Annotated in this window: 19 protein-coding genes; 8 read left to right on the forward strand and 11 right to left on the reverse strand. The window is 69.8% G+C overall.

All coding sequences use genetic code 11. From position 1 onward, the window contains the following. Window positions 1–111: 111 nt before the first annotated feature. The 8 genes from ABTW65_RS04035 to ABTW65_RS04070 are packed head-to-tail and all read right to left on the reverse strand — an operon-like array spanning window position 112 to window position 8,507. Window positions 112–1,227, reverse strand: a complete 1,116-nt coding sequence (locus tag ABTW65_RS04035) for a sugar diacid recognition domain-containing protein (protein ID WP_350658650.1) — start codon at window positions 1,225–1,227, stop codon at window positions 112–114. Between the two features lie 8 nt (window positions 1,228–1,235). Next, window positions 1,236–3,191: a 1-deoxy-D-xylulose-5-phosphate synthase gene (gene dxs / locus ABTW65_RS04040; RefSeq protein ID WP_350658652.1), complete on the reverse strand. Its 1,956-nt coding sequence runs from the start codon at window positions 3,189–3,191 to the stop codon at window positions 1,236–1,238. 10 nt (window positions 3,192–3,201) lie between these two features. After that, window positions 3,202–3,654 (reverse strand): NUDIX hydrolase, encoded by a 453-nt coding sequence (locus ABTW65_RS04045; protein ID WP_350658653.1) that lies wholly within the window; start codon window positions 3,652–3,654, stop codon window positions 3,202–3,204. Between the two features lie 11 nt (window positions 3,655–3,665). Continuing rightward, window positions 3,666–4,655 carry a zinc-binding dehydrogenase gene (locus ABTW65_RS04050; RefSeq protein ID WP_350658654.1) on the reverse strand — a complete coding sequence of 330 codons (990 nt, stop codon included), beginning with the start codon at window positions 4,653–4,655 and terminating at the stop codon, window positions 3,666–3,668. After that, window positions 4,655–5,530 carry a phosphonate ABC transporter, permease protein PhnE gene (phnE, locus tag ABTW65_RS04055; protein ID WP_350658655.1) on the reverse strand — a complete coding sequence of 292 codons (876 nt, stop codon included), beginning with the start codon at window positions 5,528–5,530 and terminating at the stop codon, window positions 4,655–4,657. Before phnE ends, ABTW65_RS04050 begins: the two co-directional genes overlap by 1 nt. Beyond that, window positions 5,527–6,390 (reverse strand): phosphonate ABC transporter ATP-binding protein, encoded by an 864-nt coding sequence (locus ABTW65_RS04060; protein WP_350658656.1) that lies wholly within the window; start codon window positions 6,388–6,390, stop codon window positions 5,527–5,529. The genes phnE and ABTW65_RS04060 overlap by 4 nt, the downstream gene beginning before the upstream one ends. Beyond that, entirely contained in the window at window positions 6,390–7,331 is a 942-nt protein-coding gene (locus ABTW65_RS04065; RefSeq protein ID WP_350658658.1) for a phosphate/phosphite/phosphonate ABC transporter substrate-binding protein, read from the reverse strand. The genes ABTW65_RS04060 and ABTW65_RS04065 overlap by 1 nt, the downstream gene beginning before the upstream one ends. An 18-nt stretch (window positions 7,332–7,349) precedes the next feature. Then, a complete protein-coding gene (locus tag ABTW65_RS04070) occupies window positions 7,350–8,507 on the reverse strand; it encodes a TIGR03364 family FAD-dependent oxidoreductase (RefSeq protein ID WP_350658659.1) in 1,158 nt (385 codons plus the stop codon). Between the two features lie 168 nt (window positions 8,508–8,675). Here ABTW65_RS04070 and ABTW65_RS04075 point away from each other — a divergent pair, with 168 nt between their 5' ends. The 4 genes from ABTW65_RS04075 to ABTW65_RS04090 are packed head-to-tail and all read left to right on the forward strand — an operon-like array spanning window position 8,676 to window position 11,275. Further along, window positions 8,676–9,434, forward strand: a complete 759-nt coding sequence (locus ABTW65_RS04075) for a GntR family transcriptional regulator (protein ID WP_350658660.1) — start codon at window positions 8,676–8,678, stop codon at window positions 9,432–9,434. After that, a complete protein-coding gene (locus tag ABTW65_RS04080) occupies window positions 9,431–10,120 on the forward strand; it encodes a phosphonatase-like hydrolase (protein ID WP_350658661.1) in 690 nt (229 codons plus the stop codon). Before ABTW65_RS04075 ends, ABTW65_RS04080 begins: the two co-directional genes overlap by 4 nt. Before the next feature lie 60 nt (window positions 10,121–10,180). Further along, window positions 10,181–11,011, forward strand: coding sequence for a hypothetical protein (locus ABTW65_RS04085; protein ID WP_350658662.1), 831 nt, complete (start codon window positions 10,181–10,183; stop codon window positions 11,009–11,011). Between the two features lie 48 nt (window positions 11,012–11,059). Further along, on the forward strand, window positions 11,060–11,275 hold the full coding sequence (locus tag ABTW65_RS04090) for a hypothetical protein (protein WP_350658663.1): 216 nt from the start codon (window positions 11,060–11,062) through the stop codon (window positions 11,273–11,275). Here ABTW65_RS04090 and ABTW65_RS04095 read toward each other — a convergent pair. After that, on the reverse strand, window positions 11,272–12,501 hold the full coding sequence (locus tag ABTW65_RS04095) for a PucR family transcriptional regulator (protein ID WP_350658664.1): 1,230 nt from the start codon (window positions 12,499–12,501) through the stop codon (window positions 11,272–11,274). The two genes, ABTW65_RS04090 and ABTW65_RS04095, sit on opposite strands and share 4 nt — an antisense overlap. A gap of 230 nt (window positions 12,502–12,731) precedes the next feature. Between ABTW65_RS04095 and ABTW65_RS04100 the strand changes: the two genes are divergently transcribed. Continuing rightward, window positions 12,732–15,053 (forward strand): molybdopterin cofactor-binding domain-containing protein, encoded by a 2,322-nt coding sequence (locus ABTW65_RS04100; protein ID WP_350658666.1) that lies wholly within the window; start codon window positions 12,732–12,734, stop codon window positions 15,051–15,053. A gap of 8 nt (window positions 15,054–15,061) precedes the next feature. After that, on the forward strand, window positions 15,062–15,553 hold the full coding sequence (locus tag ABTW65_RS04105) for a (2Fe-2S)-binding protein (protein WP_350658667.1): 492 nt from the start codon (window positions 15,062–15,064) through the stop codon (window positions 15,551–15,553). A 6-nt stretch (window positions 15,554–15,559) separates the two neighbouring features. Here ABTW65_RS04105 and ABTW65_RS04110 read toward each other — a convergent pair whose 3' ends face one another. Next, a complete protein-coding gene (locus tag ABTW65_RS04110; RefSeq protein ID WP_350658668.1) occupies window positions 15,560–15,865 on the reverse strand; it encodes a thiamine-binding protein in 306 nt (101 codons plus the stop codon). 95 nt (window positions 15,866–15,960) lie between these two features. Here ABTW65_RS04110 and ABTW65_RS04115 point away from each other — a divergent pair, with 95 nt between their 5' ends. Both ABTW65_RS04115 and ABTW65_RS04120 read left to right on the forward strand, forming a co-directional pair. Then, a complete protein-coding gene (locus ABTW65_RS04115) occupies window positions 15,961–16,188 on the forward strand; it encodes a hypothetical protein (protein WP_350658669.1) in 228 nt (75 codons plus the stop codon). Next, on the forward strand, window positions 16,185–16,871 hold the full coding sequence (locus tag ABTW65_RS04120; protein ID WP_350658670.1) for a hypothetical protein: 687 nt from the start codon (window positions 16,185–16,187) through the stop codon (window positions 16,869–16,871). Before ABTW65_RS04115 ends, ABTW65_RS04120 begins: the two co-directional genes overlap by 4 nt. 170 nt (window positions 16,872–17,041) lie before the next feature. Here ABTW65_RS04120 and acnA read toward each other — a convergent pair whose 3' ends face one another. Further along, a complete protein-coding gene (gene acnA, locus ABTW65_RS04125) occupies window positions 17,042–19,732 on the reverse strand; it encodes an aconitate hydratase AcnA (RefSeq protein WP_350658671.1) in 2,691 nt (896 codons plus the stop codon). Window positions 19,733–19,978: the final 246 nt, after the last annotated feature.

The raw sequence follows: 19,978 nt of genomic DNA on the forward strand, positions 1-19,978 counted from the left end.
CCTGTGCCAGGCACGTGCTGCACAGCATCTGTTGCGCGATGTGATGGCGTCCACAGGCAGATGGCCAAGGCCCGGGGACCAGATGTTGTGCACCTGCACAAGAGGGTGCGGCTACCGTTCCGAGCCGAGCACCGGTCCGAGGTAGAGCATCAGGACGTCGGGCAGGTGGTCCATCCGCAGACCGGTGATCTCGCCGATCCGGGCGAGGCGGTAGCGGACGGTGTTGCGGTGGACGTGCAGCGCCCCGGCAGCGGCCGTCGGGCTGGCGTTCTGCTGGATGTAGGCACCGAAGGTGGCGACCAGCTCGCCGGACCGGTCGGCGGCGACCAGCCGCCGCCACGGCTCGGCGAGCAGGTCGCCTCGCCACCCGTCGCCCATGCCCCTGACCAGGGCGAGCAACGGCACGTCGTCGAAGTCGTACGCTCCACCGGTCGCGTCGATGAGGCCGGTGACGGTCAGTGTGTCGCGAGCCGTCAGGTAGGCATGCTCGAACGCGGCTGACCCGGTGAAGGCGCGACCGGTGGCATGTCGGAGATCACCCTCCGCTGCACGCAGCAGCGCCGCGACATCCACGTTCGGGCCAGAAGTGCGACCGGCGGGGCTGAAGACGACGAGCTCCTGCGGCTCCACCCGGCCGACCAGGACGCCGCGTACCTGCGCCAGGTCCCGCTGGAGTCCGAGCAGAGCGTCCGTGTGCGTCTGCGTCCGGGCGGCCGGCGCGATGACGGTCGCCCGGCGGGGCCTCTCGAGGTCGATGTCCAGGCCTGCGGCCCACTCCGTGATCTCGCGCGGGGCGAGCCGTCCGGCGGCGGCATGGCCGATGAACTCCTCCCGCTCCCGGTAGCGCCACTGGCGGGACTCCGCGGCCCGGGCCTGGTCGACCATGAGCTCCGCGGTCACTCTGATCAGGTCGCCGAGGAGCCGTACTTCTTCCGGGTCGCCGGTGATGCCGACGACCCCGACCAGCTGGCCGTGGGAACGCAGCGGCAGGTTGATCCCGGGCTGGACGCCGTGCAGTGCCAGTGCGTCGGAGCGAGCGATCTCCACGACTCGGTCCTGCTGTGCCGCGAGGAGTGCACCTTCGTGCACGGCGCCGATCCGGTCGTCGTGACCCGAGGCCAGGATGACCCCGAGCGGGTCCATCACGTTGACGTTGCGGTCGATGACGCTCATCGTCCGCTCGACGACCTGCCGCGCCAGGTCCGAGGTCAGTAGCGCGGCGCTCACCACAGCGGTCAGAGCCGCGCCTGGCGCGGCGAGCTACCTTCGCCCTCGGCCTGCGCGTCGCCTTCAGGCTCGTCCAGACGCAGGCCGGCGTCGTCCTGGAGGCCGCCGTCGAGCACCGTGATGGTGTCCAGGGCGATCGCCTGCGGGGTCAGACCGATCGTCTCCAGGATCTTCGGCCGCTTGGCGTGGTCCAGGAACTCCTGGGGGATCCCGTGGATCTTCACCGGGGTGCGTACGCCCGCGGCCGTCACGGCCTGCAGGAAGGACGCTCCCACGCCGCCGGCGACGCCGTTGTCCTCGATGGTGACGACCAGGCGGTGGTCGGCGGCCGCCTCGATGAGGGCGGGGTCGATCGGCTTGACCCAGCGCGGGTCGACGACGGTGACGCCGATGCCCTGGGCGGTGAGCCGCTCGGCGACGCCCACGGCGACCTCGGCCATGGAGCCGACGCCGATGACCAGGACGTCCTTGGTGCCGTTGCGGACGAGCACGTCGGCGCCGCCGAGCTTCGCGATCGTGGAGATGTCCTCGGGCGGCGGGCCTTTCGGGAAGCGTACGACGGTGGGCGCGTCGTCCACCTCGACGGCCTCGTCGAGGAGCTCGTTGAGGCGAGCGATGTCGCGCGGCGCGGCCAGGCGGAGGCCGGGCACGACCTGGAGGAGCGACATGTCCCACATGCCGTTGTGGGAGGCGCCGTCGTCACCGGTCACGCCGGAGCGGTCGAGGACGAACGTCACGCCGGCCCGGTGGAGGGCGCAGTCCATCAGCACCTGGTCGAAGGCGCGGTTGAGGAAGGTCGCGTAGACCGCGAAGACCGGGTGGAGGCCACCCATCGCCAGGCCGGCGGCCGAGGTGGCGGCGTGCTGCTCGGCGATGCCGACGTCGAAGGTGCGCTTGGGGAACCTGGCCTGGAACGCGTCGAGGCCGACCGGGTGCATCATCGCCGCGGTGATCGCGACGATGTCCTGGCGGCTCTCCCCCAGCCGCACCATCGCGTCGGAGAAGTGGTCGGTCCAGATCCTGCCCTTGGGCTTCTCGGCGCCGGTCTGGACGTCGAAGGGACCCGGCGAGTGGAACTGGTCGGCCTCGTGGCGCTCGGCGGGGTCGTAGCCGTAGCCCTTGCGGGTGATCGCGTGCACGATCACCGGGCCGCCGAACCGCTTGGCCGAGGTCAGCGCCTGCTCGACGGCGTGCCGGTCGTGGCCGTCGACGGGGCCGACGTACTTCAGGCCGAGGTCCTCGAAGAGACCCTGGGGCGCGACCGCGTCCTTGAGCCCCTTCTTCACCGCGTGCAGCGCGTCGTAGGCCATCGCGCCGATCCCGGGCACCGCGTTGAGGCGGCGCTTGACCATGTCGAGGACCAGCTCGTAGCGAGGGTTCGTACGCAGCGCCGTCAGCGCCGTGGCCAGGCCACCGATGGTCGGGGTGTAGGAGCGGCCGTTGTCGTTGACCACGATGACCAGCTTGGAGTCGTGCTGGATCGCGATGTTGTTGAGCGCCTCCCAGGCCATCCCGCCGGTCAGCGCGCCGTCGCCGATCACGGCGACGACGTGGCGGTCCTCGCCGCGGATCGTGTAGGCCTTGGCCAGGCCGTCGGCGTAGGAGAGCGCGGTGGAGGCGTGGGAGTTCTCGACCACGTCGTGGTCGGACTCGGACTGGCTCGGGTAGCCGCTCATCCCGCCCTCGCGGCGCAGCGTGCCGAAGTCGCCGGCCCGGCCGGTGACGAGCTTGTGGACGTAGGACTGGTGGCCGGTGTCGAAGACGATCTTGTCGCGTGGGCTGTCGAAGACCCGGTGCATGGCCAGGGTCAGCTCGACCACGCCGAGGTTCGGCCCCAGGTGGCCGGTGTTGGTGGCCACCGTCCGGATCATCAGGTCCCGGATCTCGCTCGCGAGGAGCTCGAGCTGGTCATCGGAGAGATCACGAAGATCCTGCGGCGCGGCGATGCGTTCGAGGAGACCCATGGCCCGGATTCTACGTCTCGACCCTGAAGGACGCCGACCCGGATAGCGCCGCGTGCTGGGGCGATCCGAGGAACGGCGTCAGCCCGATCCGGGCCGAGTCGCTGAGGTCCAGGTCAGGCGCCTTCACGGGGTCGACGAAGACGATCTGTCGTCCCTCGTGGCAGACGATGTCGGCATCGGTGAGGTCGACGCCGGCCGCGTACAGGTGGAGCTTGTCGTCGGTCCCGGTCTCGAGGTGGTGGACGTCGTGGACGGCGAGAAGCTGCAGCTCGGCGGGGCTCAGGCTGACCTCGGTCTCCTCCTCGAGCTCGCGCACCGCACCGGCCAGCGGGTCCTCCCCCGGCTCCAGGTGGCCGCCGCAGAAGGCCCACTTCTCCGGCGCGATCACGGGGCGCTCGTCGCGCTCCTGGAGCAGCACCCAGCCACGACGGTCGACAAGGATCACAGCGGCGAACTCGGTCATGATGCGCGAGCCTAGTTGCTGCGCGGGCGCACCGACGCCCGCGGCCTCCCCAGCTCGCTCGTCAGTAAGTCACCCACGCGCTCGAGCCCGACGGGCTCCTCGACCAACTCCGTCCATGGCCGCTGCGACACCGCGAGGAAGGCGACCGCCTGTTCCAGATGGTGCGGCTCGTAGTTGTGTACGCCGCTGACCGACCGCCAGCCCCGCACGACCGCCTCGGGGTCGACCGAGATCGCGCGCCCCGGCGAGACCGACCCCACCAGGACGAGGGAGCCGCCGATGTCGAGGGCCCCGAGCGCCGCCTCGACCGCCGAGGCGGCGCCGGAGAAGTCCATCGCCACATCGACCGGTGGAAGCGGCTGACCCTCGGACAGCGTCGACGTCGCGCCGAAGTCGACGGCCAGCTCCAGCCGAGCGGGCTCGACGTCGCTCACCACGACCTCGGCCGCCCCGGCGTCGGCCGCGGCGGCGACCGCGGTGAGCCCGAGCATCCCGGCGCCGACCACCAGCACCCGCTTCCCGCGCAGCGAGCCGGCCCGCTCGAGGGCCGCCATCACGGTGGCGGTCGCACACCCGGCCGGCGCGGCGACCTCGTCTGCCACGGTGTCGGGAACGGGCACGATCGTGGCGCCGGCGGGCAGGAGCACGTGGGTCGCGTAGGTGCCCGACAGCGGCCAGGCCGGCTCGTAGGGCTCGTGGCCGAGCTTGCGGACCGAGCGGCACTTCGCGGTGAGCCCCCGGAGGCAGCGGTCGCAGGTCCCGCACGAGACGGTGACGCCCCAGACCACGCGCCGGCCGGTGCCCACGATCCGTCCGACGCCCTCGTGCCCGAGCACGCTCGGGTAGGCACCGGGACGCCGGCCGGAGACCGTGTGGTGGTCGGAGCCGCACACCGTCGCGAGGTCGATCTCGACCAGCGTCTCCCTCGGCCCCGGCACCGGGAGGTCCACGGTCTCCAGCGTCACCTCGGCGCCACCGCGCCACACCGCGACCCGTGCCATCAGACCGCGCCGACCTTCCGGCGCAGCCAGGCGCTGAACAGGTCGATGACGATGATCAGGACGATCACCATGCAGACGTACGTCATCATCGTGTCGAAGTGGAAGCTGTCCACCTCGGTCTTGATGAAGAACCCGATGCCGCCGGCACCGACGGTGCCGAGGATGACCGAGCTGCGTACGTTGGTGTCGAAGCGGTAGAGCAGCAGGCCGAGCAGCGACGGCATGACCGCGGGCAGCACGGCGTGCGCAGCCGACTGCGCGGGCGAGGCTCCGGCGACGCGGAGCGCCTCGACCGGCCCCTGGTCCACCTCGTCCATGGCCTCGGACCACAGTTTGCCCATGACCGCGACGTTGTGGATCGCCAGCGCGATCACGCCCGGGAAGGCACCGAAGCCGACCGCGGCGATGAACATCAACGCATAGACCGTCTCCGGGACGGCCCGCAGCACCGACATCACCGCGCGACCCAGGAGCCACAGCGGCACGAACCGGTTGGTCGTACGCGAGGAGATGACCGCGAACAGCAGCGCCACCGGGATCGACAGGGTCGTGCCGAGCAGGCCGATCCAGATCGTGAGCAGGCAGTACTCCAGGCCGGGCCGGATGGTCTCCGACCAGCGCAGATCGAGCGGGAAGGCACCGTCCTGATGGATGGTCTTGCCGTTCGGGTAGGTGCGGTCGACCCCGAACAGGAAGTTCCACAGCCCCCGCCAGCCCTCGAGGAGCTCCTTGGGCGAGGTGTTGGTCTGCACCGCGGCGTACCAGTGCACGAGGATCAGGGCGACCGTGATGGCCGCCGCGACGGCGATGCCGGACGGACGGAAGCGGGGCGGAATGTCGAGACGCGGTTCTGGCGCCTTGGTCACGCTGCTCATGCTGGCACCCCGATTTCGGCGGCTTCCAGGGCTTCCACGGCGGGCCGGTAGAGGTCGGCCACCGTCTCGTCGGTGACCTCGGCGCTGCTGCTGTCGAAGACGAGCCGTCCGCCGGCCAACCCAAGGATCCGGTCGGAGAAGCGGCGCGCCAGGTCGGGCTGGTGGAGCACCGCGGCCACCGCGAGGCCGTCGTCGTCGGCCAGCGAGCGGAGCAGGTTCATCACCTGCTCGGAGGCGGCTGGGTCGAGCGCCGAGACCGGCTCGTCGGCGAGCAGCACCTTGGCACGCTGGCACAGCGCGCGAGCCACGGCGACCCGCTGCTGCTGGCCGCCGGAGAGGCGACCCGCCTTCTCCCGGGCCCGGTCGGCGAGACCGACCCGGTCCAGGCATGCCATCGCCTCGACCTGCACCTCGCGCGGGAAGGCCAGCACGGACCAGGACCGGCTCAGGCCGAGCCGTCCGAGCGCTCCCGCGCAGACGTTGTCGAGCACGCTGCGCCGGGGCACCAGATGGATCTTCTGGAAGACCATCGCCACCGTCGGCATCGCCTCCGCGCTTCGCGCGGTTACTCCCTCGCTCGGCGCGAGCGGACGAGCAAGCTCGCCGCTCGACCTCGCTCCGGTCGTCTCGCCGGGCTTGGCAGCGACGCCGCCGACGGTGATCGTGCCGCCGTCGGGACGCTCCAGCCCGACAACGCATCGCAGCGAGGTGGACTTGCCGGAGCCGTTGGCCCCGAGGAGGCTGACCACCTCCCCGGAGGCGACCTCGAAGGCCAGGCCGTCCAGGACCGTCTTCTCCCCGAACGCCTTCCTCAGGCCGTTGATACGCAGGGCCGCCCCGGGCAGGTGGTCAGCGCCCATCAGAGGTCGTCCGTGGTCAGGTCGAGGGCCTCGGCGAGGTCGGACACCGGCTGGTAGTCCTCCTCGCTCACCGCGACCAGCGCGGGCTTGCCGGCGGGCGGGGTGAAGTCGAGGTACTCGCCGATCTCCGCGACCGACTCGGCAGGAAGGTTCAGCAGCGCCTCCTGGACGGCCTTGGACACCTCGGGAGTCATGTTCGGGCCCGCCGCGATCGGGTCGTTGAGGATCGGCTCCGACTTCCAGATCTGGCGGAAGGCGGACTCGTCGAACTGGCCCTCGGCCGTCGCCGAGGCCAGGGTCTGGCTGTTGATCTCGGCGGCGTCGACCTTCCCGTTGACCAGGGCCAACAGCGCCTCGGTGTGGCCACCGGCGTACTCGGCCTTGACGTCCTTCTCGATCCCGGCGTCGATGAGCGCCTTGCGCGGCACCGCGTCACCGGAGGTGGAGCCGGACTCGGACAGCGCCAGGGTCGTGCCCTTCAGATCCTCGACGGACTTGACCGGCGAGTCCTTCGGCACCCAGATGCCACCGGTGTAGGAGGAGACCTTGCCGTCCTCGCCCGCGAAGGAGGCCAGCGGCGTGGCGCCGGCCTGCTTCTGGGCGAAGACGTAGCCCAGCGGCCCGAACTGGCCGATGTCGAGCTTGCCGTTCTGCATGGCCAGGATCTCGGCGACGTACGTGTCGGAGATCTGCACCTCGACCTCGCAGCCGAGCTCTTCGCCGAGGGCCTTGCCCAGGGTCTCGTAGACGGGGATCAGGTTCTTGGGGTCCTCGAAGGGCTCGACGCCCATCTTCAGGGTGCCGTCGGGGCAGATCTGGTCGGGACCGACCTCGCCGCCCGCGGCGGCCTTGTTGGTCGTCGCCTCGCTGCCGCAGGCGGCCAGGGCGAGAGTCAGTGTGGCGGCGCCGGCGAGGGCGGTGAGGGAGCGCAGGGTGGACATGTTCGGTTTCTCCTGTGGTCAGAACAGCTGGTCGAGGACGGTGGGCGCGAGGCCCAGTGCTGTGGTCATGCCGATGCCCGACGTCACCGAGACGACCCGGAGACCCGGGAACGGCTCTGCGACGAGGAAGTCGGTCCGCGGGGAGTCCGCGTAGACCCCTCGCCAGCGACGTCGGACGGTGAGCGGAGCCCCGAGCAGCCGCGCCCCTTCCCGCAGCACCAGCTCGGCGACGTGCTCGTCGTCGAAGGGCAGGTGCGTACGGTCGTAGTGGTGGGTGTCGCCCAGGACGATCGAGCCGGGTCGGCCGCCGGTTCCGGGACGCTGGGTGAGCATGAGGTTCATGACGACGTCGAGGAGCTCCGGAGCGGTGGCCTCGAGCTGGGTGCGTACGTCAGCGGCCGCCGTGGTCTCGGCGAACCCGCCGTAGCGCAGCATCGAGAGTCCGGTCAGCACCGCCGGCCCGATCTCGACATCGCCCGGAGGCGCGACCTCGAGCATCTGCAGGCGGCAGCGGCGTACGGCTGCCTCCTCGGCGACCTGCGGGAAGAGCCGGTCGATGTCATGGCCGGCGGCGTGGACGACCCGGGCGGAACGGATGGTTCCGCGGCTCGTGCGGACGTCGATCCCATCGGCACCGGGCTCGATGGCACCGACGTGGGTCGCCCAGCTGAACCGGACGCCCTCGGACTCCAGCCACGCGGCGATCACGGGCAGCGCCTCGCGCGGGTCCACCCTCAGGTCGAGCGGCAGGTGTGCGCCGCCGAGGACCTCCGCGGTGGCCGGCGGGAACAGGTCGCGGGTGGCGTCGGCGTCCAGCAGGCGGGCCTGCTCGGTGCCCCGGATTCCGGCGAACTCCTCGAGCACGGCCATCTCGGCCTCGGTCCGGGCGACGACGACCGTGCCCGTCTCCCGGAGACCGAAGTCCGCGTTGGCGGCGAGGGCGAGCCAGCGCTCGCGGGCCGCGAGGGCGTAGGCGAGCGACTGGCCCGACTGGGCGGTGGTGCAGATGTGCCCGAAGTTTCGGATCGAGGCGCCGACGGCGCGCTCGTCACGCTCGATGACATGGACCTTCAGGCCGCGCGCGAGCCCTTCGACGGCATGCGCGAGGCCGACGATCCCGGCACCGACGACAACGAGGTCGGCGGCACCGTCGGGGGTGGTCGTATGAGTTGGCACGGCCCGAACACTTCTGTCTCGCGGCAGCCCCGGTCAACAGCCCCGACGAACATGTACATACAAGTTAACCGGTCGTTTTCCTGCGCACCGTTTGGACCTCTGAGCGTTATCCCGGCGTTCACGAAGCGCTTGATCGCACTTGTCTGATCAAGTTGTAGCCTGCTGTCCATGAGTAGCCCGTTGCATGTCCAGGTCGCCGAGGCCATCCGCGCCCGGATCATCGCCGGCGAGCTGCCGACCGGCGCCCCGATCCCTTCCGAGGCGCAGCTGTGCGAGCAGTTCGGCGCCTCCCGCGGCACGATCCGTACGGCACTGGCGAGCCTGCGCCGCGAGGGCCTGCTCAGCGGCGGCCAGGGGCGTCCGCCGACAGTGCGGGACACCGCGCTCGGGCAGCCCTTCGAGCAGCTGATCTCATTCAGCGCCTGGGTGCAGCAGATCGGCCACACCGCCGGCCAGCGCACCATCGAGGTCGCCCGGCGCGGCGCCACCGCCGCTGCCGCCGAGGCGCTCGACATCGACGAGGGTGACCCGGTGGTCGACGTGCTCCGGCTCCGTCTTCTCGACGGTCATCCCGCGATGCTCGAGCGCAGCACCTTCGTCGAGCGCGTCGGGCGGCTGCTCTTCGACTTCGACCCCGACACCGGCTCGCTCTACGCCCACCTGATCGCCGCCGGCGTCGACCTGCACGCCGCGCGCCACACCATGGACGCGGTCGCGGCCGACGAGACCGATGCCGACCTGCTCGACATCGCGGTGGGCAGTCCGCTGCTGCGCGAGCGCCGCCGGGCGACCTCCGCCGACGGCACACCGCTGGAGTACGCCGACGACCGCTACCGGCCCGACCGGGTCACCTTCACCATCGACAACACTCGCCCGTCCGCGGCGGGGATCCGCACCGACGTACGCATCCTCAAGGAGATCTCGTGACCACCGCCTTCCAGCTTGCCGCCCTCGACATGGCCGGCACCACCGTCGATGAAGGCGGGCTGGTCTACGACGTGCTCGAGTCGACGGTCGCCGACGCCGCCGGCGAGCCGGTTTCCCACGACCTGCTGCTGCAGTGGAAGGGCACCTCGAAGTGGGAGGCGATCCAGGGACTACTGCGCGGGCTCGGCCAGGACCCGACCACCGCCCAGGTCGACAAGATCTTCGACGGCTTCGGCGAGCGCCTCGTCACCGCCTACCGGGAGACCCCGCCGCAGCCGTTCCCGGGTGTGCCCGAGATGTTCGTGACGCTGCGCTCACGGGGCGTCAAGGTCGCGCTGCAGACCGGCTACTCCACCGAGATCGCCGCCGCCATCCTCGACGGCCTCGGCTGGACCGTCGGCCCCGACGCCGACTCGACCGTCGACGCCCTGGTCACCTCCGACCTCGTCGCCGCCAGCCGCCCCGCCCCCTACCTCGTCTTCCACTGCATGGAGGCCACCGGCATCCAGGACGTACGCCGCGTGCTGGTCGCCGGCGACACCCCCAACGACCTCGGCGCCGGCACCAACGCCGGGGCCGGCTTCGTCGTCGGCGTCGCCACCGGCTCCTTCAGCCACGACCGGCTCGCCACCGAGCCCCACACCCACCTCCTCCCCTCCACCGCCGACCTGCCGAGCCTGCTGTAGATCGTCGATAAACCGGCGAAACCGCCGCCGCGGCACTCATCTAGAGATACCCTCCGGCGCATGACCAACCGGACCCTGATGCGCGCCGTGACGGCCGCCGCCGTCGCTGTATTGGCGACGATGAGCCCCGCCCCCGCCACGCAGGCAGCCACTTCCGGACCGAGCATCCAGACCGTGGCTCGCCCCATCTATGGGTTCACCCTCGCGTCGAGCTTCAGGGTCATCTATGAGGCCTACAACGGCAGCGAACTGGCGGTCGGTGGCAAGCCCGTTTACGTCCAGGTGCGAGTCTCGAAGACGCCCCTCACCTCGACCAGCCGACGAGCATGGACCTACCCGTCCCACCTGCAGCGCGTGGGGCTGACCTCGACATGGCGGACGGGCCAGATCACCGTCGGCATCAATCAGGGCCAGGGATCGTGCGTCGGAGCCCGGGCCGTAGATGCCGCCGGGCGCGTCGGACCCTGGGGCCACACGACATGTATCGCACGCTTCTTCGACGACAACCAGCTCGAGCGCAAGGGCGCGGTCAAGACGGTCCGTGCGAAGAGGTTCTGGCACGGGGTCGCCACCGAGCTCGACGGCGGCGGGCAGCTGGTCCTCCGGCATGTCCCCAGGGGCAGCGATGTCTGGGTTCTGGGACGGCCGGCGCCGTACTCGATCCCCGCCTACTGGGGATTCACGCCGCGGGTCATCGGCATGAACTCGACAGGGACGAAGCAGATCGTCCTGGGCCAAGACGGCGGCGACAACGTCAGCAACCGAAGCATGTGGAGGGCCCACGTACGCACTCAGCGCCTAGGCCCGGTGTGGCTGCGTCGAGACCCCGACGGCACCTTCCCGATCGAGGGCATCGTCGTGATCCCACCCTGGGCACGATCGGCCGCCTGACCGGCCAGGATGCTTGACGCAAAGCAAACGACGGCAAAGACTGGCGATATGGCACTGACCAAGAAGCAGAAGACGATCCTGACCACCGGCGCGCTCGTGGCCCAGGCGGCGGTCGCCCCGGTGATCCTGCGCGACCTGCAGACGCGCTCCGACGACGAGATCCGCGGACCGCGGACGCTGTGGCGGCTGTGGGGCAGCACCAACCTGCTCGGCGCGGCGGTCTACTGGTTCTACGGGCGCAAGCCGGCCGCGGCGCAGGCCTAGGCCCTCGCCACCCCGCGAGGCTCGGTGAGGAGCCGGATCGCGAAGATCAGCTCCTCGACGTCGGCGAACCGGCGCAGGTCGCAGCCGGTGCGCTCGGCGATCCGCTCGAGCCGGTGGTAGGCGGTGTTGACGTGGACGTGCAGGCGCTCGGCGGCCAGCTTGGCGTTGAGGTCGCAGGCGACGTACGCCAGCATGGTCTCGATCATCACGCAGTCACGCGCGAGGTCCTCCTCGACGAACTGGCGCAGCGCGGGTCGCACCAGACGGCGGGCGGTCGGATCCTCGCGCAGCACCAGGTAGTCGATCGTCGAGATCATCGGCAGGGCCATCACGCCGGGATCCGCACCGAGGACGTCGCGAGCGATCCCCGCCTCTGCGTACGCGGCGGGCGCGGCACCCAGGCCGGCGTGCACGGTGCTGGCACCCACGGCCAGCTCGAAGCCCTCCCGGGCGAGCTGGCGATAGATGCGCCGCAGGTCGGGCACGATCGTCCTGACGTCGTCGGAGGCGACGGGCAGGATCGCGACGAGCTGCTCCTGACGGATCACCGTGACCCCCTCCCGCGCGGGGCCCAGCTCGGTGCGTACGTGCCGCAGCGCCTCCCGCAGGCTCCGCCCTGGGCGTAGCGGCCGCACCGGCACCGCGACCAGGACGATGATCCGGTCCTCGGGCTCCAGCCCGCACCTGCGGGCCACCTCGAGCATCGGGCCCGGTCGGGCCCCGCGCCCGGCGAGCAGATCCTCGACGAGGTCCCGGCGGATCCGGTCGCCCTCCGCGAGCTCGACCTGATGGGCGGCGAGATAGGCCTCGGCCGCGACCGTGCTGCCGACCTCGATCACCTGCATCACGTGCGAGGCGACCGGAAGCGCCGCGCGGCTGGTCTCCGGGTCGGCGGCCGCGATCTCGACGATGCGCTCCCACAGCGCCACCTGACCGATGCGGAAGGCCTGCAGGAAGTCGGCGAGCGCGACCCCTTGGCGAACCCGGCGAGTCGCCTGGTCCACCGTGAACTGGAAGTCCTCGCGTACGGCCGCGCGTCCCTCCTCCAGCGTGGTGAGCACCGCCAGGAAGACCGCCTCGGCGTGGTCGCCGACCTCCTTGCGCAGCTCTGGATCGGGGCTGACGGCGTAGGCCGGCACCTGGTCCCAGTTGTGCTTGAGGAACAGCTCCACGGTGTGCGGGAGGTCCTCCCTGATGCCCGCGACGATGCGTTTGATCGGCTCCATGCTCATCGCGCTCCCTCGGTGTTTCGCTGGCGGTTGCGGCGTCAACCAGATCAACGCGCGAGTGTGGCGACAGTCACGGTTTCGGGGTCATGTGATCGGTCTCCATCCGGGTTGTCGCGCCCTCACACATTTCCCGACGCGCCCTTCCCAACCGAGATCTGGCTGGTGAATGGTGCTATGTGTCGGGGGTCACAAAACTCGGACCCTGCCCACGCCAGGAGTGATTACACATGGGGACGCACAACCCGGAAGGCCCTGCTCGGGTCTCCAGACGATCGTTCGTCGGATACGTCATCGGCGGCACCACGCTGATCGCAGCCGCAGACCTGGGCCTGGCTCCATCGGCCGCCCACGCCGCACCGATCCCGTCGGTGCCACAGGTCCCCGAGGTCTATGACCTCAACGACTTCCTCACCCATTGCGCGATGCCGACGTCGAACCTGATCGCCATCGAGGTCGACGAGAAGGGGCACGCCCACTTCGCGCTGCCGCGGATGGAGGTCGGCCAGGGCATCACCACAGCCGTGGCCATGCTGATCGCCGAGGAGCTCGAGCTCCCGGTCGACCACGTACACGTCACCCTGGCCCCGGCCCGTCCCGAGCTGCTCTTCAACCAGCTGACCGGTGGCTCCAACACGATCATCTCGGTCTACACCCCGGTCCGGGTCGCCGCCGCCATCGCCCGCAAGGCACTGCTCGAGGCCGGCGCCATCCTGCTCGGGACGACGGTCGCCCAGCTGGTCGCCAAGGGCGGCGTGATCAGCGTCCCCGGTGGTTCCTCGGTGACGTACGGCGAGGCGGCCGCCAAGGCGGCAGCGCCCACGACCGAGAAGGTCGAGGTCGAGCTCAAGGAGACCTCCGATCACACCATCGTCGGCAAGCCCCATCGGCGCATCGACGCACGCGCCGCCGTCACCGGCAAGAAGAAGTTCGCGATGGACCTCGACATCCCCAACGCGCTGCCCACGATGGTCTGCCGGGCACCCGAGCTCAACGGCACGCCGGAGTCGATCAACAACAAGGGCGACGTGGAGACGATGCCGGGCGTCACCCACGTCGCGATCATCCCCACCGGCGTCGCGGTCCGGGCCAAGACCTTCGGACAGTGCATCGACGCCGTACGCGCGCTGGACGTGACCTGGAACTCCGGCACCGTGACCACGATGTCGGCCAAGCACATCAAGGCGGAGCTCAAGGCCGGGCAGATCCCGCTGGCGGTGCCGAAGATCGGGGCGACCTCGGTCGACGGTGAGTTCACCTTCCACTTCCGCAGCGGCTCGGCCCTCGAGCCCAACTGCGCCGTCGCCGACGTACGCGACGACAAGGCCACCGTCTGGGGAGGTCTGAAGTCGCCGATCGACGCCCAGGGCAGGATCGCCAAGGCACTCGGCCTCCCGCAGAACAGCGTGACGGTCAACGTGGTCCAGGGCGGCGGCTCCTTCGGGCGCAAGCTGTTCAGCGACGCCGCCGTCGAGGCTGCCCACGCCTCCAAGGCGTTCGGCGCGCCGGTCAAGCTGATGTGGCACCGCGCCGACGAGCCGCGCCAGGGCCGGGTGCACCCGATGGCGGTCTCCCAGATCCGGGCGACCGTACTGGCCGGCAGCATCCTCACCTTCGAGCAGCGCCACGCCAGCGTGGCCTGTGACTTCACCCATGGGCTCGGCGAGCGGCTGACCGCCGAGGCGGCCGCGCTGCCGACCGGCCTGTCGAACCTGACCTTCTCGGAGTCGATCTTCCTGCTCAGCCAGGAACTGCCCTACAACTTCGGTGTGGTGACCCAGCTGCTCAACGAGCCGAAGCCCGCGGTCGACCGGTTCAACACCAGCTCGGTGCGCAACATCTACTCCCCCGACGTCGCCACCGCCAGCGAGCTGATGGTCGACCAGCTGGCCAAGAAGCTGAAGCAGGACCCGGTCGCTTTCCGGCGCAGGTACCTCAAGAGCGACAACGTCAAGCGGGTCCTCGATCGTGCCGCCGAGCTCGGCGACTGGGGCCGCTCGATGCCCGCCGGCACGGCGCAGGGCATCGCCGTCCACAAGGAGTACAAGGGCGCCACCGCCGTCCTCGTCGAGATCGACTGCCGCCCCGAGACGGTCAACCGCGAGATCCGCGACGCGGTCACCGGGCCGCGGGTCACCAAGGCCATCGTGGTCGCCGACGTCGGCCTGGTGATCAACCCCGCCGGTGTGAAGGCCCAGATGATGGGTGGTTTCTCCGACGGCATGTGCCAGGCGCTGACCTACAGCAACCACCTGGTCGACGGTCAGTTCCTGGAGGCCAGCTGGGACAACTCGGCCTACACCCGGCAGTGGAACACGCCGTTCGAGTTCGAGTGCGAGGTGATGGAGTCGCACGGCAGCCAGCCGGGCGGTGTCGGTGAGGCCGGTGTGGCCGCCTCGATGGCCGCCGTCGCCTGCGCCTACGCCCGCGCGACCGGCGAGGTGCCGACGGAGTTCCCGATCAACTTCCACGAGCCGCTCCACTTCAAGCCCAAGTCCTTCATCCCGTCCGTCCCCGAGTCGCCGACCGACGGCCTCGCCTACACGTTCTGAGGTCATCGATGCCTTCTCACACCTTCCAGCTCAACGGCGAGACCGTCACCGTCGACGTCGAGGACGACGTGCGCATCCTGTGGGTGCTGCGCGATGTCCTCGGCGTCACCGGTCCGAAGTACGGCTGCGGCATCAACGTCTGCAAGGCCTGTACGTCGCACATCAACGGCAAGGCGTTCAACCCGTGCTCGGTGCGGGTCGCCGACATCGGCGCCGACGACGAGATCACCACCATCGAGGGCCTCGCCGACACCGCCCCGGGCGACGGCCTGCACCCGATGCAGGAGGCCTGGCTCGAGCACGACGTCGCCCAGTGCGGCTACTGCCAGCCCGGCCAGATCATGGCCGCGGTCGCCCTCGTCAACAAGGTCCGCAAGGAGGGCCGCGCCATCACCGAGGCCGACCTCGACGCGATCCGCAACGTCTGCCGCTGCGGGACGTACTCCCGGATCCGGGAGGCCATCAAGACCGGACAGGACGCGATGGCCCGCGGTCTCTAGCCTCGGTCAGTCTCCGGAGAGCTCCTGCTCGATCCGCTCGACCTTCGCGGTGAGCTGGCCGGTGTAGCCGGGCCGGATATCGGCCTTGAGCACCAGCCCGACCCGCGGGGAGACGGTGGCGACCGCGTCGACGCACTGCTTGATGACACCCATGACCTCGTCCCACTCACCTTCCAGATTGGTGAACATGGCGTTGGTCTCGTTGGGCAGTCCGGACTCGCGGACGATGCGGATCGCCTCCGCGACGGACGCGGCCACCGAGCCGTCGGGGTCGTCGGTGGTCGTCGGGGCGATCGAGAAGGCGACAAGCATGTCGAAACACTATCCAAACCCGGCACGCCCCACCTCGGCCTGCATATAGTGGCGCCGCCGGGGGCCGAAGGTGCACCGCCGGCGGGAAGGAACCGATGAGTGAGGGACTCGACCGGCTCGCTGCCACGCTGGGCGTGCCGGCCACGCGGCTCGCGCCGCTGGAGGCGTACGACGACCAGCAGCTGGACCGGTTCAACGAACTGACCCAGGGCGCGATGATCGCGGAGGACAAGGCCTTCGATGCCTCCCTCGACGAGGCGCTGAAGCTGGTGCCGAAGATGCTGCGCGGGGTCGTCCAGAAGATGCTCGGAGGCAGCCGATGACCGCCCTGACCAGCGCGCTGGAGATCACCAAGCTCGCCCACGAGATGCACGTGGACGAGGCCGAGCTCGCCGAGTTCGCCACCACCTCGCCCGACGACCTCCGCGACCTGCGCGGGATCGTCTCGCACGCGATGTTCAGCCGTCACGAGTCCCGGGTGAAGGGGCTGGCCGCGGTCAGCAAGAAGCTCCCGGCGGCCGTCACCGCGAAGATCACCGAGATCGCGATGGGCCCCATGCTCAGCGCCCGGGTCGCGGCGGTGATGGACCCGGCCGACGCGGCGAAGCTCGCCGGCCATCTGAAGCCCGAGTTCCTCGCCGAGCTCTCCGTCCACCTCGACCCGAGCCGGGTCGAGGGCATCATCGCCAAGCTCGACAGCGCGCTCGTCGTCGAGGTCGGCCGCCGCCTGCTGTCCGAGGGACACCTGCTCACCCTGGCCAGGTTCACCGGCGTCGTACGCCCCGAGACGTCGCTCGAGGTCGTCGATGGCGCCTCGGGCGCCGAGATCCTCCAGCTCGCGCTCTTCATCGACGAGCCCTCCGTGGTCGACCCGATCCTCGCTGGGCTCCCCGACGAGACCGTCGCGGAGATCGCCGCCGCCACGGCCGAGCACGGCGAGGCCTCCGATGCCCTCCTCGCCGCGCTCCACGAGGACAGCCGCGCCAGGATCGCCTCGCTGACCTGAGGCCGAGGTGTCACTCCCGTCGGTCGAGACGTCACGTACGTCGGTCGAGACGGCACATCGCTGCCATCTCGACCGACGTACGTGACGCTTCGGTCGACCTGGCTGACGGCTCGGCATGGAGAACGGCCCGCCACCCCAGTCGGGGTGCCGGGCCGTTCGTCAGGTCAGGCTCAGGCGTTGACCAGGCTGCGCAGGACGTACTGCAGGATGCCGCCGTTGCGGTAGTAGTTGGCCTCACCGGGGGTGTCGATGCGGACGACCGCGTCGAACTCGACGCCCGTGTCGGTGGTGACCTTGACCGTCTTCGGGGTGACACCCTCGTTGAGCGCGGTGATGCCGGAGATCGAGAAGGTCTCCTCACCGGTCAGGCCGAGGCTGTCGGCGTTCTGGCCCGCGGGGAACTGCAGCGGGATGACGCCCATACCGATCAGGTTGGAGCGGTGGATGCGCTCGAACGACTCGGTGATGACGGCCTTGACGCCCAGCAGCGAGGTGCCCTTGGCGGCCCAGTCGCGAGACGAGCCGGAACCGTACTCCTTGCCACCGAGGACGACCAGCGGGGTGCCGGCCGCGGCGTAGTTCTGCGCCGCGTCGTAGACGAAGCTGACCGGAGCGTCGGGCTGGGTGAAGTCGCGGGTGTAACCACCCTCGGTGCCCGGGGCGACCTGGTTCTTGATCCGGATGTTGGCGAAGGTGCCGCGGATCATGATCTCGTGGTTGCCTCGGCGCGAGCCGTAGGAGTTGAAGTCCCGCTGCTCGACACCGTGCTCGATGAGGTACTTGCCGGCGGGCGAGTCCTTCTTGATGTTGCCCGCAGGGCTGATGTGGTCGGTGGTGACCGAGTCGCCCAGCTTCAGCAGCACGCGCGCACCCTCGATGTCGGCGACCGGGGCCGGAGCCTTGGCCATGCCGTCGAAGTAGGGCGCCTTGCGGACGTAGGTCGACTCCTCGTCCCAGGTGAAGGTGTCACCGGTCGGGGTCGGCAGGTTCTGCCAGCGCTCGTCGCCCGCGAAGACGTCGGCGTAGTCCTTCGTGAACATGTCGGAGGAGATCGCGGTGGCGATGGTCTCCTCGACCTCGGCCGGGGTCGGCCAGATGTCCTTGAGGAAGACGTCGTTGCCGTCCTGGTCCTGACCCAGCGGGTCCTCGAACAGGTTCACGTTCATGTTGCCGGCCAGGGCGTAGGCGATGACCAGCGGCGGCGACGCGAGGTAGTTCATCTTCACATCGGGGTTGATGCGACCCTCGAAGTTGCGGTTGCCGGAGAGGACCGAGACGACGGCGAGGTCGTGCTCGTTCACCGCGGCGGAGACCTCGGGGATGATCGGGCCCGAGTTGCCGATGCAGGTCACGCAGCCGTAGCCGACCAGGTTGAAGCCGACCTTCTCCAGGTAGGGCGTGAGGCCCGACTTGTCGTAGTAGTCGGTGACGACCTTCGAGCCCGGCGCGAGGGTGGTCTTGACCCACGGCTTGCGGGTCAGGCCCTTCTCGACGGCCTTCTTGGCCAGCAGCGCCGCGCCGATCATGACCGACGGGTTGGAGGTGTTGGTGCAGGAGGTGATCGAGGCGATCGTAACCGCGCCGTTCTCCAGCTCGAACTGCTGACCGTCGGCCAGGGTGACCGGGATCTTCGCGTCGGTCGCCTTGGAGGTGTACGTCGGCAGGTGACCCTCGAAGGAGGTCTTGGCGTCGGTGAGCGAGACGCGGTCCTGCGGGCGCTTCGGGCCGGCGATCGAGGGGACGACCGTGGAGAGGTCGAGCTCGAGCTTCTCCGAGAAGCGCGGCTCGGCGGCCGGGTCGTGCCAGAGGCCCTGCTCCTTGGCGTACTTCTCCACCAGCGCCAGCTGCTCCTCGGAGCGGCCGGTGAGCTTGAGGTAGTTGATGGTCTCCTCGTCGACCGGGAAGATCGCGATGGTGGAGCCGAACTCCGGGCTCATGTTGCCGATGGTGGCGCGGTTGGCCAGCGGCAGCGCGGTCACGCCGTCGCCGTAGAACTCGACGAACTTGCCGACCACACCGTGCTTGCGCAGCATTTCGGTGATGGTGAGCACCAGGTCGGTCGCGGTCGAGCCCTCGGGCAGGTCGCCGTTGAGCTTGAAGCCGACCACGCGCGGGATCAGCATGGAGACCGGCTGGCCCAGCAGCGCGGCCTCGGCCTCGATGCCGCCGACGCCGAAGCCGAGGACGCCCAGGCCGTTGACCATGGTGGTGTGGGAGTCGGTGCCGACGCAGGTGTCGGGGTAGGCCTGCAGCTCGCCGTCGACCTCACGGGTGAAGACGGTGCGGGCCAGGTGCTCGATGTTGACCTGGTGGACGATGCCGGTGCCCGGCGGGACGACCTTGAAGTCCTCGAAGGCGGTCTGGCCCCAGCGCAGGAACTGGTAGCGCTCGCGGTTGCGCTCGTACTCGATCTCGACGTTGCGCTCGAAGGCCTCCGGGGTGCCGAAGACCTCGGCGATCACGGAGTGGTCGATGACCATCTCGGCGGGCGAGAGCGGGTTGATCTTGGTCGGGTCGCCGCCGAGCTCGGCCGCGGCCTCGCGCAGGGTGGCCAGGTCGACGATGCAGGGCACGCCGGTGAAGTCCTGCATGATCACGCGCGCCGGCGTGTACTGGATCTCCTTGTCGGGCTCGGCGGTCTCGTCCCAGCCCGCCAGGGCCTTGATGTCGTCGGCGGTGATGTTCGCGCCGTCCTCGGTGCGCAGGAGGTTCTCCAGCAGCACCTTCAACGAGAAGGGCAGCGACGCGACGTCGAGGCCCTCACCCTTGACCGCATCCAGGCGGAAGATCTCGTAGGACTTACCGTCCACGTCCAGGGTGCTCTTGGCACCGAAGCTGTCCTTGCTGGCCAACGCGTCCATCTCCTTGCTCGCGTCTACAGACGTACGAATTCAAGTCTTTGAGGCCCATCCTGCCCCGGCCACCTACGCCGGGAAAACAAAGGCTCACCTAACCTTTTACCGACGGACGTGCCGTCGATCTCTTGATATCAAGATACATGATGTCGAACGACATTTCGAATCACCCCGGCGCGCCGTGTTGTGACCACCGCCGCTGACAGCGATCCTCGGATGCTCCATGATTGGTCCGACCGGGCCACCCGTCGG

It is taken from the genome of Nocardioides sp. NPDC127503, from assembly GCF_040302165.1.
Taxonomy (GTDB): domain Bacteria; phylum Actinomycetota; class Actinomycetes; order Propionibacteriales; family Nocardioidaceae; genus Nocardioides.

Bases quoted from the DNA above. Each gene is read 5' to 3' on its own strand.
- ABTW65_RS04045 (WP_350658653.1), bottom strand. From the start codon at position 3,654: ATGACCGAGTTCGCCGCTGTGATCCTTGTCGACCGTCGTGGCTGGGTG.
- ABTW65_RS04060 (WP_350658656.1), bottom strand. From the start codon at position 6,390: ATGGGCGCTGACCACCTGCCCGGGGCGGCCCTGCGTATCAACGGCCTG.
- dxs (WP_350658652.1), bottom strand. From the start codon at position 3,191: ATGGGTCTCCTCGAACGCATCGCCGCGCCGCAGGATCTTCGTGATCTC.
- ABTW65_RS04095 (WP_350658664.1), bottom strand. From the start codon at position 12,501: ATGGAGCCGATCAAACGCATCGTCGCGGGCATCAGGGAGGACCTCCCG.
- ABTW65_RS04120 (WP_350658670.1), top strand. From the start codon at position 16,185: ATGACCGCCCTGACCAGCGCGCTGGAGATCACCAAGCTCGCCCACGAG.
- ABTW65_RS04075 (WP_350658660.1), top strand. From the start codon at position 8,676: ATGAGTAGCCCGTTGCATGTCCAGGTCGCCGAGGCCATCCGCGCCCGG.
- ABTW65_RS04065 (WP_350658658.1), bottom strand. From the start codon at position 7,331: ATGTCCACCCTGCGCTCCCTCACCGCCCTCGCCGGCGCCGCCACACTG.
- ABTW65_RS04115 (WP_350658669.1), top strand. From the start codon at position 15,961: ATGAGTGAGGGACTCGACCGGCTCGCTGCCACGCTGGGCGTGCCGGCC.
- ABTW65_RS04050 (WP_350658654.1), bottom strand. From the start codon at position 4,655: ATGGCACGGGTCGCGGTGTGGCGCGGTGGCGCCGAGGTGACGCTGGAG.
- ABTW65_RS04085 (WP_350658662.1), top strand. From the start codon at position 10,181: ATGACCAACCGGACCCTGATGCGCGCCGTGACGGCCGCCGCCGTCGCT.
- ABTW65_RS04090 (WP_350658663.1), top strand. From the start codon at position 11,060: ATGGCACTGACCAAGAAGCAGAAGACGATCCTGACCACCGGCGCGCTC.
- acnA (WP_350658671.1), bottom strand. From the start codon at position 19,732: ATGGACGCGTTGGCCAGCAAGGACAGCTTCGGTGCCAAGAGCACCCTG.
- ABTW65_RS04105 (WP_350658667.1), top strand. From the start codon at position 15,062: ATGCCTTCTCACACCTTCCAGCTCAACGGCGAGACCGTCACCGTCGAC.
- phnE (WP_350658655.1), bottom strand. From the start codon at position 5,530: ATGAGCAGCGTGACCAAGGCGCCAGAACCGCGTCTCGACATTCCGCCC.
- ABTW65_RS04110 (WP_350658668.1), bottom strand. From the start codon at position 15,865: ATGCTTGTCGCCTTCTCGATCGCCCCGACGACCACCGACGACCCCGAC.
- ABTW65_RS04100 (WP_350658666.1), top strand. From the start codon at position 12,732: ATGGGGACGCACAACCCGGAAGGCCCTGCTCGGGTCTCCAGACGATCG.